Genomic DNA, 14971 nt, shown 5'->3' on the forward strand with positions numbered 1-14971 from the left:
GCTCAACGTACCCGGATCCGGTGGAGGACGCCGCGCTGGTCGTCGCTGAAATTGTCGTCGGTGGCGATGAGGAGTTCGTCGGTGGTGCCGGGCCGCCGGCCCGGAGCCCACGTCATCGCCTCGGTGTTGCCCACGGTGTCGTGGCCGATCAGGGCACCGAGGTCCGCGACCAGTTCCCGCTTCAGGACGCCGGTTCCGGTGCCTCCCGGACCGGGGAGCGTGGTGCGCCAGAGCATCGAGCTATTTCCGCTGCCCCCGGTGTAGCCGCGTTCGAGGACGAGGAGGTTCCCCGGGTTGCCGGGATCGGCGTTGGTCCTGGTGTCGGCGAGGATCTCAGAGATGCCGGTACCGGGCCAGTCGTAGGAGGCCGCTTCCTGCTCCCCCTCGTAGACCGTGATGACCGGGTGGGCGCGGTTGTCCGGCGCGGACTCCGTGGCGGTGATGATCTGTTGCGGGTCGCCGGTGACGGCGAGGCCTTCGAGTCCCTGATTGCGCCGGATACCGTCCTGGACCGGAAGGGTTGTTGCCGCTCGTCCCTGCCGGTCAGTGATGGTGATCGTGGAGCTGCCTTCGGCGGTCCAGATGATGCCCGCCTCCTCGCCTGTGCCGGCGAACCGGATACTCTCCGGGTCGATGGTGCCGGGTTTGTAGGGGACGCCGCGTTCATCGGTGAGCACGATCGGCTCCCCCACCTGCCCCGTGTCCGGGTTGAAGTCGTAGGCGCGCACCGGGCCGCGCTGGCCGGGGTCGTCACTGATCGCGATGCAGCGGGTGCCACTGCCGCCGTCGGCACAGTCGATACCCGAGATCCCGCCCACCGGAACATGTGCGAAGATGCCGCGGCGCGTGGCGTCCGACGCCGTGATGTCGACCGTCCCGATGTACTCGATCTGAGTGGTCAGGTCGGTGTACGCGTCCCGCGTGGCGTCCTGAAACGGGGTGTCACCGCGCAGTTCGACCAGCTGTGTCACGCCGCCGACCAGCGGCACCACCAGCAGGGACAGTGCGAGTCCCGCCGACATTGTGAGCGTCCACCCCGTCCGTCGCATATTCCACCTCCACCTCGCCGACCGCACTCAGAACTCTGTCCTCGCCTGCCTCACCCGCCCCAGACTACGGCGGCAGCACATCTGCGTCAGGCACGAATCGCCCGATCCATGCCACAGAATGCCGGATCCGCGCCTGACGCAGATCTGAAGCTCGGAGATCACCCCCCTTCCATTCAGGACGCGCCGATCCATGGCACCCACGCAGACCGAGTGGTCTACTCGTGGCCATGAGCACACAGCACACCCCAGACAACCTGTCGGTCGAAAACGCCCAGACCACCCCCGCCGGCGCACCGCGCAGTATCGCGGTCATCGGCGCCGGACTCGCCGGCGCAGGTGCCGCCCTCGTCCTGGCCCGCGCCGGATACCGCGTCGACCTCTACTCCGACCGGACCCGCGAGGCCCTGCGCGACGAGGTCCCCGCCACCGGCACCGCGATCCTCTTCGGCGCGTCCCGCACCGCCGACGCGAAGATCATCGACGACCTCTACGCCGGCAGTCCCGCAGCCCACTTCGGTGCCAGCGCCGCCGGCCTCGCCAACCCGGACAACCCGTCCGGCGTCGACAGCTTCCCCGCCCGCTACACCTACGAGGCCCAGTCGGTGGACGCCCGGCTGCGCGCCGACGACCGACTCGCCGCCTTCCTCGACCTCACCGGAGACACGGCAAGCGCCTTCCACGTCACCCGCGTCACCCCGGCCGACCTCGACCGCATCGCCGCCGAGCACGATCTCACCCTCGTCGCCACCGGCAAGGGCGGTCTGGCCGACGCCTTCACCACCGACCACGAACGCACCCCCTATCCCGGCCCGCAGCGCCGCGTCCTCACCGTCACCGCCGCCGGCCTTTCCTCCGACCACCTCTTCAGCGGCCGCGCCGAGGTCCCCGGCGTCAACAACGCCCTGCTCTCCCTGCACGGGGAAGGCGAGGTCTTCGTCGGACCCTACCTGCACAAGGACGGCATCGACGCCTGGGTCATCCTCGCCTGGGCCAAGCCCGGCACCGCCACCGAGAAGGCCTTCGCCGAGGCTACCGACGCCGAGTCGTCACTGCGCATCCTCCAGGACCTGCACCACCGCGTCCTACCCGATGTCGCCGACGACCTCGACCGGCTGCGTCCCATCGACGCCGACCCGCACTCCTGGCTCGCCGGCGCAGTCACCCCGCGGGTGCGGCGCCCCGTCGGGTACACCGACGGCGGGAATCTCGTCGCCGCACTCGGCGACACCGCCATAGCCGTCGACCCGATCGCCGGGCAGGGCGCACAGCTCGGCGACTTCCAGGTCGCCGCCCTCGTCGAGGGACTGACCGCTGCCGAGGCCTCCGGACAACCGTGGGACGCCGACCTCCTCACCGACCTCTTCGAGACCCACTGGGCCGGGCACGGTGCCGCCGGCGTGGCCGTGACCTCACTGTTCCTCGGTGACCCGCTGTACGCCGAGGTCGCCGGTGCCTTCTTCGGCAACGCCGGCACCGATCCCGCCTACGCCACCGCCCTGTTCTCCCTCTTCTCCGAACCCGCCCCCGCCCTCACGCTGCGCACCGCCGAAGATGTCGCGGCGCTGGCGGCGTCCTTCAGGAACTCCACGGCGAAGGTCACCGCATGACCCGGATCCGATTCAACGCCTTCGACATGAACTGCGTGGTCCACCAGTCGCCCGGGTTGTGGCGGCATCCCGAGGACCACTCGCGTGAGTACACGGACCTGCGCTACTGGACCGACCTGGCGCAGCTGCTGGAGACCGGCTACTTCGACGGCCTATTCCTCGCCGATGTCCTCGGCCTCTACGACCTCTACGGTGCCTCGCCGGACGCCGCCCTGCGCGCCGCCACCCAGACCCCCGTCAATGACCCCTTGCCCCTGGTCAGCGCGATGGCCGCGGTGACCGACAACCTCGGCTTCGGGCTGACCACCGGCACCGCCTTCGAGCATCCCTTCCCCTTCGCGCGCCGGATCAGCACCCTCGACCACCTCACCGACGGACGCCTCGGTTGGAACGTCGTCACCGGCTACCTGCCCTCGGCGGCGGAGAACACGCAGTCCCGCGGGCAGCTCGACACCTTCGAGCACGACGCCCGCTACGACCATGCCGACGAGTACCTCGAAGTGCTCTACAAGCTGTGGGAGGGGTCCTGGGAGGACGACGCCGTCCTCGCCGACCCGGTCTCCGGCGTCTACACGGACCCGACGAAGGTCCGTCCGGTCAACCACACGGGGACGCACTACACGGTCCCCGGCATCCACGTCTCCGAACCGTCGCCGCAGCGTACCCCGGTGATCTTCCAGGCCGGGGCGTCCTCCCGCGGCAGCACCTTCGCCGCCACCCACGCCGAGGCGGTGTTCGTCGCCGCACCGACGCAGGAGGCGCTGGCGTCCACCGTCCGTACGCTCACCGACAAGCTGGCGGACGCCGGGCGGTCGCGCGAGGACGTCGTCATCTACGCCCTGCTCACCGTCATCACCGACGCCACCGAGGACGCCGCCCGCGCCAAGGCCGCGGAGTACCGCAGCTACATCGACCACGAGGGCGCGCTGGCGCTGATGTCCGGGTGGATGGGCGTCGACTTCTCCACCTTCGACCTCGACGACCCGGTGGCCGGTATCGAGTCCAATGCGATCCAGTCCGCCGTCGCTGCCTTCCAACGCTCCGCCGGCGAGGAGGGACGCGAGTGGACCGTGCGCGAACTCGCCGAATTCGGCGGCATCGGCGGGCTGGGCCCGGTCGTCGTCGGCTCCGGCGAATCCGTCGCCGACCAACTGGAGGAGTGGGTGGAGGCCACCGGCATCGACGGCTTCAACCTCGCCTACGCCGTGACACCCGGTACGTTCCGTGACGTCATCGACCATGTCGTTCCGGTGCTCCAGGCCCGCGGCGAGTACCCGACGGCCTACGCCCCCGGCACGCTGCGCGAGAAGCTCTTCGCCGACCGCACCGGCGCCGGACCACATGTCCCCCACAACCATTCCGCCGCCCGCTACCGCCCCGCGCTCACCGCATCCCCGACATCCGTCCCGACAGGAGCCCACCCATGACCACCGTCTCCCCCACTCCGACCGATGCCGAACTCACTGCCCGGTTCCGCCCCGTCCTCGACAGCATCGCCCTGGGCGCCGCCGACCGTGACCGCAACCGAGAACTGCCCCATGAGCAGGTCCGGCTGCTGCGGGACGCCGGCTTCACCGCCCTGCGCGTCCCCGTCGAATACGGCGGTCTCGGTGCCACCGTCCGACAGACCTTCGCCCAGCTCACCGACCTCGCGGCCGCAGACTCGAACCTCACCCAGGCGCTGCGCGTCCACTTCTTCACGGTCGAGGGGTTCCTCGCCACCGGGGACGCAGAGGGGCTCCGCCGTGCCGGGGAGGGGATCATCTACGGCAACGCGATCTCGGAGAAGGGCGTCGGCGCCGTCGACCGCTACCAGACCCGACTGACGCCCGCCGATGACGGGAACTACCAGCTCAACGGCACGAAGTACTATTCCACGGGGACGCTCTACGCCGATGTCATCAGTGTCGCCGCGGATCTCGACGGCCGTCGGGTGACGGTCCTGGTGGATGCTGACGCGCCCGGCGTCCACCAGTTCGACGACTGGGACGGCTTCGGCCAGCGACTCACCGGCTCCGGGACGACCGTGTTCACCGGGGTGGCGGTGGACGCCGCGGCCGTGACCGAGGGTGGATACGGGGACGAGGGCCATGTCATCGACACCGCCTACCTGCAGTTGTTCCACCTTTCCGCCCTGGCCGGTATCGCCCGGCGAGCCGCCGATGACGCCCGCGACCGGGTGGAGACCCGGGACCGCACGTTCAGCCACGCGCCCGCGGACCTGCCCCGGGAGGATCCGTTGGTGCAGGCGGTGCTCGGGCGGGTGTACTCGGCGGCGTCGGTCGCCCGGGCGTCTGTCCTGGCGGTGGCGGACGCGGTGGCGGCGTCCTTCGACTCCCCCGGGGACATCGCACTGATCGACGCCGCGGAGTTGGCGTCGTCCGAGGCGCAGGTCGTGCTGGCGCCGCTGGTGTTGGACGCCGTGTCCGAGGCCTTCGAGACCGGTGGGGCGTCCGTGGCGTCCGAGAAGCTGGATCTTGACCGGCACTGGCGCAATGCGCGGACGCTGGCGGTGCACAACCCGCTGGTCTACAAGCAGCAGGCGGTGGGGCGCTACCACCTGACCGGCGACGGGCTCGCCTTCGCCTGGTCCGCCGGTGTGCGTACGGCTGACTGAGACTGACTGAGGCTGACGTCCCCGCGTCCCCGCGTCCTGTCGCACCATCAGCCCGGTACGCCCCAACCAGCACCCTCGCCCCACAACCTCCGTGCAGCACATCTTCGTCAGGCACGAATCCGGACATCGGTTCCACAGAATGCCGGATCCGTGCCTGACGCAGAACTGAAGCCCCTACCGGCACCGCCTCCGAATCACAGGTAGCGGCGGACGACAGTTCGTGCCGATCTGCTGACGCACGGCTGTCAACACGTCTGTCCGCTGCATACTCGGAAGCTCCGAGCCCGACCATGTTGCGGCGCACTTCGTCCAGGCCTTCTTCCGACCGACGGATGCACCAGCTCCCGCGATGCGCAGCATGGTGTAGTTCAGCGTGGCCGGAATGATCACACAGGCGCCCAGCACCACGGTGAACATAACGGTCAGCCCTCAACAGGAGGGATATCGAGCAGTTCGTGCATCCCGTCCCTCTCACTCTGCCGCTGCATCCGGTCCGGCATCAGGATTACGCGGCAGCTCATGCCGGACGCCGTCCGCTGTGACCAGCGCCGGCTGCGCCTCGACGGTGCTCCCCCACCCCTCACATACGCGAAGACGGCTTCAACAACGGATGCCAGAACCATGCCGGCCGGTCCGAGAACAGGAACTCCTTCAGCGTCCGCCGTCGACGGCTCCGGGAATGACGCCGGTTGTAGCGCACCGTATCCACGACCATCTCGACCATGTGTTCCGGGAGCCACCGCACCGTGTCGTCGGTGAAGCGCAGCAGCATCCACCCGGCGCGCACGGCGGTGTTGCCCTTCCACCGGTCCAGCTCGAACGTCCGCTCCGCCGAATCCCTGCCGCTCGGACCGTGATAGGTGAAACTGTCGATCTCGATGAGCAGATCAGCCTCCTCGATGACGAGGTCGAACCGGTACCCGGCGACGACATGGTTGACCGTCACCGTGACGTCGGCACCGTCAAGCCCTTCGAGAATCGCCTTCACTGCCTTCAGCTCCATCCCGCTCGCAGTGCCGGTGACCAGGCCGTCGAGCAGGTACGCGGCGTCCTTCCTGGCCCGGGGCGGAAGCGCCACCAGATCCTCGGCGAGCACATCATTGCCCTTCGCTCCCCGGTAGCGGGTGGTCAGGAAGGTCCGCAATCTGTCCCGGTCCCAGCCGGTGGCAAGGAGAGCGACCGCGGTCTCGATCGGCGAGGTGACGGACACCCCGCCGACAGTCACCGCACGCTCCGTCGCACCGACCGACAGGACGAGCAGTTCACCACCGTCCCGGCTGCTTTTCACGTCCACCCTTCCGGTGGCCGGCCAGACCATGCCACCGAGCCCGTAGACGTGGGCGGCGGTGGTGCCTGTGTAGGTGACGCCCCGGCGTCGCCGCTGACTCAGCACCTGCAGTCTGAGCAGGTCGTTGGGCGGTTCCGTGCTGTAGACACCAGGTATGACCCGGTGAATCGTCCCCTCGTCGACTGCCGCGGCGATCTGGGCCGAGGACCTGCCCTGCCTGCGCAGCCGGGCAGTGGTCCAGAGTTCCGGCTTCTTCTGCTGCTGCGGATCGGTGCGGTCATCCCTCCGCGCGTCTGCCTGCACGTCTTTCCCGGTACGCTCCTGTGGCTCATGTGCCATGTGTTCCCCCGTTGTCAGGTGCACGACCCCCTGTCGCGCTGCCGTCATAGTAGGTCAGCGGAATCATGTGCACTGCGGAACCACCGGAACTCCCCGCACACATCGTGCAGCACATCTGCGTCAGGCACGGATTCCGGATTCCGTGCCACAGAATGCCGGATGCATGCCTGACGCAGATCTGAAGCCCGGCGCGGGGAGGACGCAGCGGACGGCCCGAACCCTTCCATTCAGGGGTTCCGGTAATCATGGCGTCCGATCCAGACCGAGTGGTCTACTCGTGGACATGACAGCACCGACCTCCGCAGCACCGACAGCAACCACCGCCGATCGCGCTAACTCAACCACCGCCAACCACACCACCGAGCGCACCACCACACCGCTCTCCCCCACCGAGCTCCGCTCCGCGTGGGCGTCCATCCCGACCCCGATCACCACCCTCGCCGCTGTCGTCGACGGCAGGCCCATCGGCCTCATCGTCGGCTCCTACGTCGGCCTCTCCCTCGAACCCGCCCTCGTCGCCGTCAGCGTCCAGAAGACCTCCCGTTCCTGGCCGCTGCTGCGCGCCGCCGACCACCTCGGTATCTCCGTCCTCACCGCCGACCACGCCCCGCTCGTCCGCCAGCTCGCCGGCCCGATCGACGAGCGCTTCGACGGCATCTCCTGGGACAACGACCGGGGCAGCGTCCTTCTGGAGGACGCCGCGGTCCACCTCACCGGCCACATCGTCAACGAATTCGACACCGGCGACCACGTCACCGCGGTTCTCGAGGTCGACCGTGTCGCCCAGCACGCCCCGTCCGCCGCTCCGTTGGTTTTCCACGGTTCGCAGGTCACGACCGTCGGGGAGCTGTAGAACCATGTCCACCGCACAGATCACCGACAACCTGCAGTTCGCCTACTGGGTGCCGAACGTCTCCGGCGGCCTCGTCGTATCCGACATCGGGCAGACCACCGACTGGGGCATCGACTACAACCGCCGCCTGGCACAGACCGCCGAGCAGGTCGGCTTCGACTACGCCCTGTCGCAGGTCCGCTACCTCGGGTCCTACGGTGCCGAGTCGCAGCACGAGTCCGTCAGTTTCTCCCTCGCACTGCTCGAGGCCACCGAGAAACTCAAGGTCATCGCCGCCGTCCACCCCGGCTTCTGGCAGCCCGCCGTCCTCGCCAACCTCGCCACGACCGCCAGTGAGCTCTACGACGGACGCTTCGCCCTCAACGTCGTCTCCGGCTGGCTGAAAGACGAGTTCCGGAAGTTCGGCGAGCCCTGGCTGGAGCATGACGAACGCTACCGCCGCTCCGGCGAGTTCCTGCAGGTCCTCCGCGCGATCTTCGCCGGCGACCACGCCGAGTTCAACGGTGACTTCTACCGCCTGCACGACTACTCCATCAGCCCGCACCCGACCGTCGCCCCCGAGCTGTTCCAGGGCGGCAACTCGTCGGCCGCACAGTTCAACGGCGGACATTTCGCCGACTGGTACTTCCTCAACGGCGCCCCGGTCGACGAGCTGAAGCTCCAGATCGACCAGGTCCGCCGCCATGCCGAGGACGCCGGACGCGAGGTGAAGATCGGGGTCAACGGCTTCGTCATCCTCGAGGACACCGAACAGCAGGCCCACGACAAGCTCCGCGACATCATCGCGCAGGCCGACCAGGGCGCGGTCGAAGGCTTCGCCGCCTCGGTCAAGCAGGCCGGTCAGTCCACCGCCGACGGCAAGGGCATGTGGGCCAATTCCTCCCTGGAGGACCTCGTGCAGTACAACGACGGCTTCCGCACCGGGCTCATCGGCACCGCCGACCAGATCAGCGACCGGATCGACGAGCTGCGGAACATCGGCGCGGACCTGGTTCTCACCGGACATCTCAACTTCCAGGAGGAGGTCGAGCGCTTCGGCAAGGAGGTCATCACACCGCTGCGCAGTGACTCCACTGCCCCTGCCGTTGCCCCCGCCCACGTCAACGCATGACCGCTGTACTCACCGACCCTGCCACCGCCGCCCGTGCGGTGGCTGCCGTCGTCTCCGGGGACGCCACGCACGCCGGCCACACAGACCGGGCGGCACACACCGACCGGGCCCGACGCATAGCCGAGGCCGTGACCGCCCTCAAGGGGTCCGGCCTGCTCGCCGCCACTGTTCCGGCACGGCTCGGCGGCCCGGAACTGCCGCCGTCACAGATTGCGGACGCCCTGCGGATCCTCGCCACCGCCGACGGTTCCCTCGCGCAGATCCCGCAGTCGCACTTCACCTTCAGCCGCTGGCTTTTCGCCGGCGACCACCCCGACCTCGAGGAGTACTGGGCCGACCGACTGCGCGCCGGCACCCTCATCGCCAACGCCCAGGCCGAGCGCGATCCGGTGGTCCTCCAGACCAACACCCTCACCGGCACGAAGGTCTTCTGCACCGGCTCCCCCTCCGCCGATGTCCTGGCGGTCACCGCCAGGCACCCCGGCGAGGACCGGCAGACCCTCGCCGCCTTCCTCGACGCAGACACCCCCGGCATCCGTGTCCACGACGACTGGGACGCCCTCGGCCAGCGCTTCACCGGTTCCGGTACGGTCACCCTCCAGGACGCCGCGGTCCCCGACCACCGTGTCCACACCTTCGACCGCGCACTCGCACTTCCCGGCTACGGGGCGTTCGCGCAGCTGCTGCACACGGCCATCGACGTGGGCATTGCGACATCCGCCCTGGATGCGGCGGTCGACCTGGCCGGGAACGGCTCCGCACCCGATGACCTCACCGCTCAGCTCGCCGGCGAACTCACCGCGCAGCGCTTCGCCGCCGAGGCGGTCCTGGAGAAGGCCGGCCGGGCGCTCGACGCCCTGTGGGCGCACCCCGACCCGACGGACGCCGACCGCGCGGACACCGCCCTGCAGGTCGCCGCCGCGAAAGCCACCACGGGGGCGGTGACGGTCGATGTGGCGTCCCGCATCTTCGAACTCACCGGCACCCGCGGCACCTCCGGCCACGGCGATGAGGGGCTCGACCGCCACTGGCGTGACCTGCGCACCCACACCCTGCATGAACGACGACGCGACAAGGCAGCGGTCCTGGGCCGTGCCGCGCTCACCGGCGAGGCACCTCAACTCGGGCCGCAGTTGTAGCGGCGCACAGCGCCGGTGGCACTACCGCGTCGCGGCGTCGTCCCCGAAGAGGAACAGCCGCACCCGCCGGTCCGCGCGCTGCTGCCGCTCACCCTGGTCCATCCACCCCTCACGACGCAGCACCGCATGCATCCGCTCGTTGCGGTGGTCCGGCTCGACGACCACGACCCGGCACTCCGGATCAGCGGACAGCAGGGCCGGAGGCAGGGCACCGAGCAGGGGGCCGACCACCCTGCGCCCGATCAGCGCCGGATCACCGACCGCGATGTGCAGCCCGAGGTCATGCGGCTCCGACTCGTAGACCGCACCGATCTCGTCGCGGTGCGGCCGGTAGATCTCCATGTAGCCGATCGACTCCCCGCGCAGTGTGAGGATCAGCGGCACCGAGTAGGTCGTCGCCAGCTTCGCGCGCCAGTCCTCCGCCCAGCGTTCCGGACCCCAGGGTTGCTCCCAGGTCTCGACGAGGTGCGGGAGCGACATCCACTCGGCGACGAGGGCGGCGTCCCCCGAGCCGGGTGAGGGCGAGGCGACCCGCAGTGCGAAATCAGCGAAGCCCCCGGTCAGATCCGGCACCGGGGGCTGTGAGGGAAGAGTGGAGGAGGGAGGGAGATCGGTCCGCAGGCGCGGGAGGACCGGTGAGGGGGAAGCGGTCATGGGAGAGTTCCTTAGGAGATGGGATACAGAGACATGGGGTAGGGGTGTCGCCGGAGCTGCGACAGAGGCGACCCTAACACACGATCCTGAACAGGATGTTCAGTCTCGGCCAGTCCCCGGTCAGCTCTCCCGGTCGAACAGCCGGGCCTCGGCATCCTCCCCGTCCGCCGGCCAGAGGAACAGGCGGACGCGACGGTCTGCACGCTGCTGCCATTCACCGGCGTCCACCGCACCGAAGGCCCGCAGACCGTGGTGGACGCGCTCATTGCCGGCGTCCGGCTCGACGATCACCAGCCGACACTCCGGGTCCGCGGCCATGAGCGCCGTGGTGAGGTCGCGCAGGAACGGTCCGAAGATGCCGTTGGAGGTCAAGGACGCGTCCCCGATGGCGACATGCCAGCCGAGATCGTGCGGCTGCGAACGGTAGACCTTGCCGATCTCGTCGCGGTGCGGCCGGTAGATCTCCATGTAGCCGACGTCGCGGCCCCGGTAGGAGACGATGACGGGCACGGAGTACGTGGTGGAGAGCTTCGCCCGCCAGTCCGCGGCCCAGCGCTCGGCGGGCCAGGGCTGCTCCCACGCGGCTTCGAGCTGCGGGGTCCGCATCCAGTCGGCGACCATCGCGGCGTCCTGCTCAGGATCGGCGGGGCGGACCGCGAAGTGTGCGTCGAGCCCGTGGCCGAGTTCGGCGGGCACGGGCGGCGGGTCGGGGAGAAATTGTTCAGACGGAACATCGCTGCGCAGGCGGTGCAGGACGCTGAGATCCACCTCGGGATCCACCGCCTGAGCGGCAGATTCTGTAGTGTCGTGGGACATGGTGCGGCAACAACTTTCGGGAGACGTAGTAAGTTAGCCACCCTTTACCTTTGATCAGGGTGACCTTCCCAGGGTAGCCTACCCACGTGAAATCACTCGTCATACTCGGCGCCGGCCCCAAGGCGGTCGCCGTCCAGGCCAAAGCGCACGCCCTGCGCAGCCTCGGTCTCTCCACCCCCGACATCACCGTCGTGGACTACCAGGGCATCGGCGGGAACTGGCGTTCCGGCGGAGGCTGGACCGACGGACGCCACCAGCTCGGCACCTCCCCCACCAAGGACGTCGGCTTCCCCTACCGCACCCGCATCGCCGGGTCCGGTGAGACCGACCCGCTCAACCGTTGCGTTGACCGCGAACTCATGTCAGTGAGCTGGCACGCCTTCCTCATCGCCACGGACCGCTACGCCTCCTGGGTCGACCGCGGACACCCCTCACCCCGCCACTACCTCTGGGCGGACTACCTGCGCTGGGCGGCGGTGAACACCCGCATGAACCTGGTCAACGGCCAGGTCACCCGCATCGGCCTGCGTAATACCCGCGGCACCGGCAACCTCGGCGCCGACGGCTGGTCCCTGTCCGTCGACCTCGCCGACGGCTCCACCACCCGCGTCACCGCGGACGCCCTGATGATGACCGGGCCAGGACGCTCCGACCGCCGCATCGCCCCGCTGCCGAGCGTCCTCTCCGTCTCCGGCTTCTGGTCGGCGGTAGGGGAAGGACGCCTCCCCACGGCCAGCCGTGTCGCCGTCATCGGAGGTGGCGAGACCGCGGCGTCGATCATCGACGAAGTGGTCCGCCACGATGTGGTGGACATCGCCGTCGTCTCGCCGACCGCGACGATCTTCTCCCGTGGTGAGGGCGTCTTCGAGAACGAGATCTACACCGACCCGCGCGCCTGGGCCACGCTCGACGAGGACGCCCGTCGAGACGTCATCGCCCGCTGCGACCGGGGTGTGTTCTCAGCCCGGGTGCAGACCAACCTCATGGCCGAGGACCGGGTCAGCCACCTGCGGGGACGCGTCAGCTCGGTCACCAGCGAGCCCGGCGCAGACGGCGCCACCGCCGTGCATCTCACCGAGAGTCTGCCCGGCGGACGCACCGGTGAGCGCACCGAACTGTTCGACCTGGTCATCGACGCCCGCGGTAATTCGCCGCTGTGGTTCACCCGGATGATGGACGAGCGCACCGTCGCCTCGCTGATCTCCGCCTGCGGTGGCGCGGTCACCGCCGGGGCCGTCGAGGACCGGATCGGCGAGGACCTCGCCCTCGAAGGCATGTCCCCCACCCTCTTCCTCCCCGCCTTCGCCGGTTTCCGGCAGGGTCCCGGCTTCGCCAACCTCAGCTGCCTGGGTGAGCTGTCCGACCGTGTCCTCACCGGTCTCGGCGTCCGCCCCGACTCCCCTACCGCCACTGTCCCGTCCCCCGAAAGGATCACCCTGTGACCGCCTCCGTGTCTTCAGCGTCTTCAGCGTCTTCAGCGTCTTCAGTCCCCGCCTACACCGGACGCGCCGGTGACCTGCGCTTCGGCCCGACCGTCGACATCGGGCCGGCCTCGCTCGACGTCCTGTTCGCACAGACTGCGGCAACCCACCCCGACGACCCCGCCGTCGTGGGCGACGGTGGTCCGCTGACCTTCGCCGAGCTCGACCGTCGCGCCACCGCCGTCGCCCGCTACCTGCGGGACCGCGGTGTGGGCACCGGCGACCGTGTCGCCGTTCTCGCCAACCGCTGCGGCTGGATGTCCGCCGTCGTCTCCGGCATCATCCGTGCCGGTGCGGTGTACGTCCCGGTGGACGCCTCCTATCCCGCCGAGCGGGTCGCCTTCATCTTCGGCGACTGTGAGCCGGCTGCGGCCTTCGCCCTCGGTGGGGCGTCCCTCCCGGCGGGCCTGGCCGACAAGCTGGCGAAGTCCGGCATCGTCACCGCGACGATCACCGACGACTCGCCGCTGGGTCGCGCGATCCTCGACGGTTCCGCCGACCCGACCTGGGCCACCGCCGGCCCGTTCAGCCAGACCGAGCAGTCCCGCCCGGTGCGCGGTGAAGACCCCTGCTACATCATCTACACCTCGGGCACCACGGGGACGCCGAAGGGCGCGGTGAACACGCACATCGGCGTCACCGCCCACCTGCTGTGGATGGGCCGGGCCCTGACCTCCACGACGGAGGCCGGCGAGGCGTCCGCTCCGATCCGCATGCTGCAGAAGGCCCCGGTGAGCTTCGACGTGGGCGTCGCCGAGCTCATCGGCCCGTTGGCCACCGGCGGCGTGGTCGTCGTCCCGGCGCCTGACTGGTGGCCCGGTGACGTCGACGCGTTGGTGAAGATGATCTCCGGCTACGACGTCACCGTCATGTCGATGGTCCCCTCGCTGATGCGCGTCATCTTCGACGTCCTCGACGACTTCGGCGTCCCGTTGAGCGCATTCAGCAATATCCGCCACATGATCTTCGGCGGCGAGGCCGTGCCCGCGGACATCGTGCGCCGCTCCCGCGACGAGATCGGCTGCCGCGTGCACGGTCTCTACGGTCCGACCGAGGCGGCGATGGACGTCACCTGGATCGAGTACACCGACGAACTGGTCAACGCCGCCGACTTCGACGACACCGCCAGCCTGCTCGGCCTGCCCGAGGACAACGTCGCCTGCTACGTCATCGCCGACGACGGCACAGAGGTTGACCCGGCCGGTGACGCCTGGGACACCCCCGGTGAGCTGTGCCTCGCCGGCCCGCAGGTGGGCCTGGGGTACCTCAACCGCGACGAGCTGACCACCGAGGTCTTCGTCGATTCGCTGTACCCCGAGGCCGACGGCGGACGCATGTACCGCACCGGCGACATCGTCTCCTGGACCGAGGTGGGGGGACGCCGCATCCTGAAGTTCCTGGGCCGCATCGGCGACCAGGTGAAGATCCGCGGCAACCGCGTGGAGCTCGGCGAGGTCGAGTCCCGCCTCCGGGATCTGCCGGGTGTGCGTCAGGCCGCCGCCGTCGCCACCGACGAGGGCGGCGCGCAGGTGCTCTACGCCGCCGTCATCGCCGACGAGGACGCCGCGGATGCTCCCGACACCACCGCACTGGCCACCCAGCTCGCGCGCGAGGTGCCGGAGTACATGGTCCCCTCGAAGATCCTCGTGGTCGACAGCCTGCCGATGAACCACAACGGCAAGCTCGACCGGAAGGCTCTCGCGGAGCTGTTCTAGTTCTCCCCGAGATCCTCGAGGAGTTCACGCCAGGCGGTCAACGAGCTGTCCTCGGCGAGGTCGGCGAAGTCGGCCTGGTAACCGGCATCCCGCAGGAAGCTGACGACCTCGACGAGGCGGACCGAGTCCAGACCCTGGTCCATGAGCTCCTCGTCCTCGTCCAGGTCGCCGACCTCGATGTTCATCAGCGTGGCGACCTTCACCCGGAGGGACGCCATGAGGTCGTCAAGAGTGCCCTGCTCTGTCATATTTCACCTTTCCTTGTGCGGTTGTTCCGCGCGGACTCTACCACCCCGGCTTAA

At 69.3% G+C, this 14971-nt stretch carries 13 protein-coding genes; 8 read left to right on the forward strand and 5 right to left on the reverse strand.

The window, feature by feature from the left end:
- Positions 1 to 2: 2 nt before the first annotated feature.
- Positions 3 to 1022 carry an esterase-like activity of phytase family protein gene (locus tag ACZ9GM_RS09340; RefSeq protein WP_291474134.1) on the reverse strand — a complete coding sequence of 340 codons (1020 nt, stop codon included), beginning with the start codon at positions 1020 to 1022 and terminating at the stop codon, positions 3 to 5.
- Between the two features lie 254 nt (positions 1023 to 1276).
- On the opposite strand from ACZ9GM_RS09340, the gene ACZ9GM_RS09345 reads away from it, so the two are divergent.
- Genes ACZ9GM_RS09345 through ACZ9GM_RS09355 form a run of 3 tightly spaced genes read left to right on the forward strand, consistent with a single transcriptional unit; the run spans position 1277 to position 5273 of the window.
- The gene (locus ACZ9GM_RS09345) at positions 1277 to 2656 is read left to right on the forward strand and encodes a styrene monooxygenase/indole monooxygenase family protein (RefSeq protein WP_291474135.1); all 1380 of its coding nucleotides are present in this window, start codon (positions 1277 to 1279) and stop codon (positions 2654 to 2656) included.
- A complete protein-coding gene (locus tag ACZ9GM_RS09350; protein WP_291474136.1) occupies positions 2653 to 4083 on the forward strand; it encodes an LLM class flavin-dependent oxidoreductase in 1431 nt (476 codons plus the stop codon). The genes ACZ9GM_RS09345 and ACZ9GM_RS09350 overlap by 4 nt, the downstream gene beginning before the upstream one ends.
- Positions 4080 to 5273 (forward strand): acyl-CoA dehydrogenase family protein, encoded by a 1194-nt coding sequence (locus tag ACZ9GM_RS09355; RefSeq protein ID WP_291474137.1) that lies wholly within the window; start codon positions 4080 to 4082, stop codon positions 5271 to 5273. The genes ACZ9GM_RS09350 and ACZ9GM_RS09355 overlap by 4 nt, the downstream gene beginning before the upstream one ends.
- Before the next feature lie 580 nt (positions 5274 to 5853).
- On the opposite strand, the gene ACZ9GM_RS09360 is transcribed toward ACZ9GM_RS09355, so the two are convergent.
- The gene (locus ACZ9GM_RS09360) at positions 5854 to 6900 is read right to left on the reverse strand and encodes a hypothetical protein (RefSeq protein WP_291474138.1); all 1047 of its coding nucleotides are present in this window, start codon (positions 6898 to 6900) and stop codon (positions 5854 to 5856) included.
- Positions 6901 to 7183: 283 nt separating this feature from the next.
- On the opposite strand from ACZ9GM_RS09360, the gene ACZ9GM_RS09365 reads away from it, so the two are divergent.
- The 3 genes from ACZ9GM_RS09365 to ACZ9GM_RS09375 are packed head-to-tail and all read left to right on the forward strand — an operon-like array spanning position 7184 to position 10003.
- Positions 7184 to 7753 carry a flavin reductase family protein gene (locus tag ACZ9GM_RS09365; protein ID WP_291474139.1) on the forward strand — a complete coding sequence of 190 codons (570 nt, stop codon included), beginning with the start codon at positions 7184 to 7186 and terminating at the stop codon, positions 7751 to 7753.
- Positions 7754 to 7757: 4 nt separating this feature from the next.
- Positions 7758 to 8864, forward strand: a complete 1107-nt coding sequence (gene sfnG, locus ACZ9GM_RS09370; protein ID WP_291474140.1) for a dimethylsulfone monooxygenase SfnG — start codon at positions 7758 to 7760, stop codon at positions 8862 to 8864.
- Entirely contained in the window at positions 8861 to 10003 is a 1143-nt protein-coding gene (locus ACZ9GM_RS09375) for an acyl-CoA dehydrogenase family protein (protein ID WP_291474141.1), read from the forward strand. Before sfnG ends, ACZ9GM_RS09375 begins: the two co-directional genes overlap by 4 nt.
- Positions 10004 to 10024: 21 nt before the next feature.
- On the opposite strand, the gene ACZ9GM_RS09380 is transcribed toward ACZ9GM_RS09375, so the two are convergent.
- Positions 10025 to 10657: a GNAT family N-acetyltransferase gene (locus ACZ9GM_RS09380; protein WP_476037708.1), complete on the reverse strand. Its 633-nt coding sequence runs from the start codon at positions 10655 to 10657 to the stop codon at positions 10025 to 10027.
- A gap of 120 nt (positions 10658 to 10777) precedes the next feature.
- On the reverse strand, positions 10778 to 11473 hold the full coding sequence (locus ACZ9GM_RS09385) for a GNAT family N-acetyltransferase (RefSeq protein ID WP_291474143.1): 696 nt from the start codon (positions 11471 to 11473) through the stop codon (positions 10778 to 10780).
- An 86-nt stretch (positions 11474 to 11559) separates the two neighbouring features.
- Between ACZ9GM_RS09385 and ACZ9GM_RS09390 the strand changes: the two genes are divergently transcribed.
- Together ACZ9GM_RS09390 and ACZ9GM_RS09395 are read left to right on the forward strand one after the other, a co-directional pair.
- Positions 11560 to 12915 carry a SidA/IucD/PvdA family monooxygenase gene (locus ACZ9GM_RS09390; protein WP_291474144.1) on the forward strand — a complete coding sequence of 452 codons (1356 nt, stop codon included), beginning with the start codon at positions 11560 to 11562 and terminating at the stop codon, positions 12913 to 12915.
- Positions 12912 to 14669 (forward strand): amino acid adenylation domain-containing protein, encoded by a 1758-nt coding sequence (locus tag ACZ9GM_RS09395; protein WP_476037709.1) that lies wholly within the window; start codon positions 12912 to 12914, stop codon positions 14667 to 14669. Before ACZ9GM_RS09390 ends, ACZ9GM_RS09395 begins: the two co-directional genes overlap by 4 nt.
- On the opposite strand, the gene ACZ9GM_RS09400 is transcribed toward ACZ9GM_RS09395, so the two are convergent.
- Positions 14666 to 14917 carry a phosphopantetheine-binding protein gene (locus ACZ9GM_RS09400; protein WP_291474146.1) on the reverse strand — a complete coding sequence of 84 codons (252 nt, stop codon included), beginning with the start codon at positions 14915 to 14917 and terminating at the stop codon, positions 14666 to 14668. The genes ACZ9GM_RS09395 and ACZ9GM_RS09400 overlap by 4 nt on opposite strands.
- Positions 14918 to 14971: the final 54 nt, after the last annotated feature.

The sequence above is a fragment of the Corynebacterium sp. UD i78 genome, from assembly GCF_056280545.1.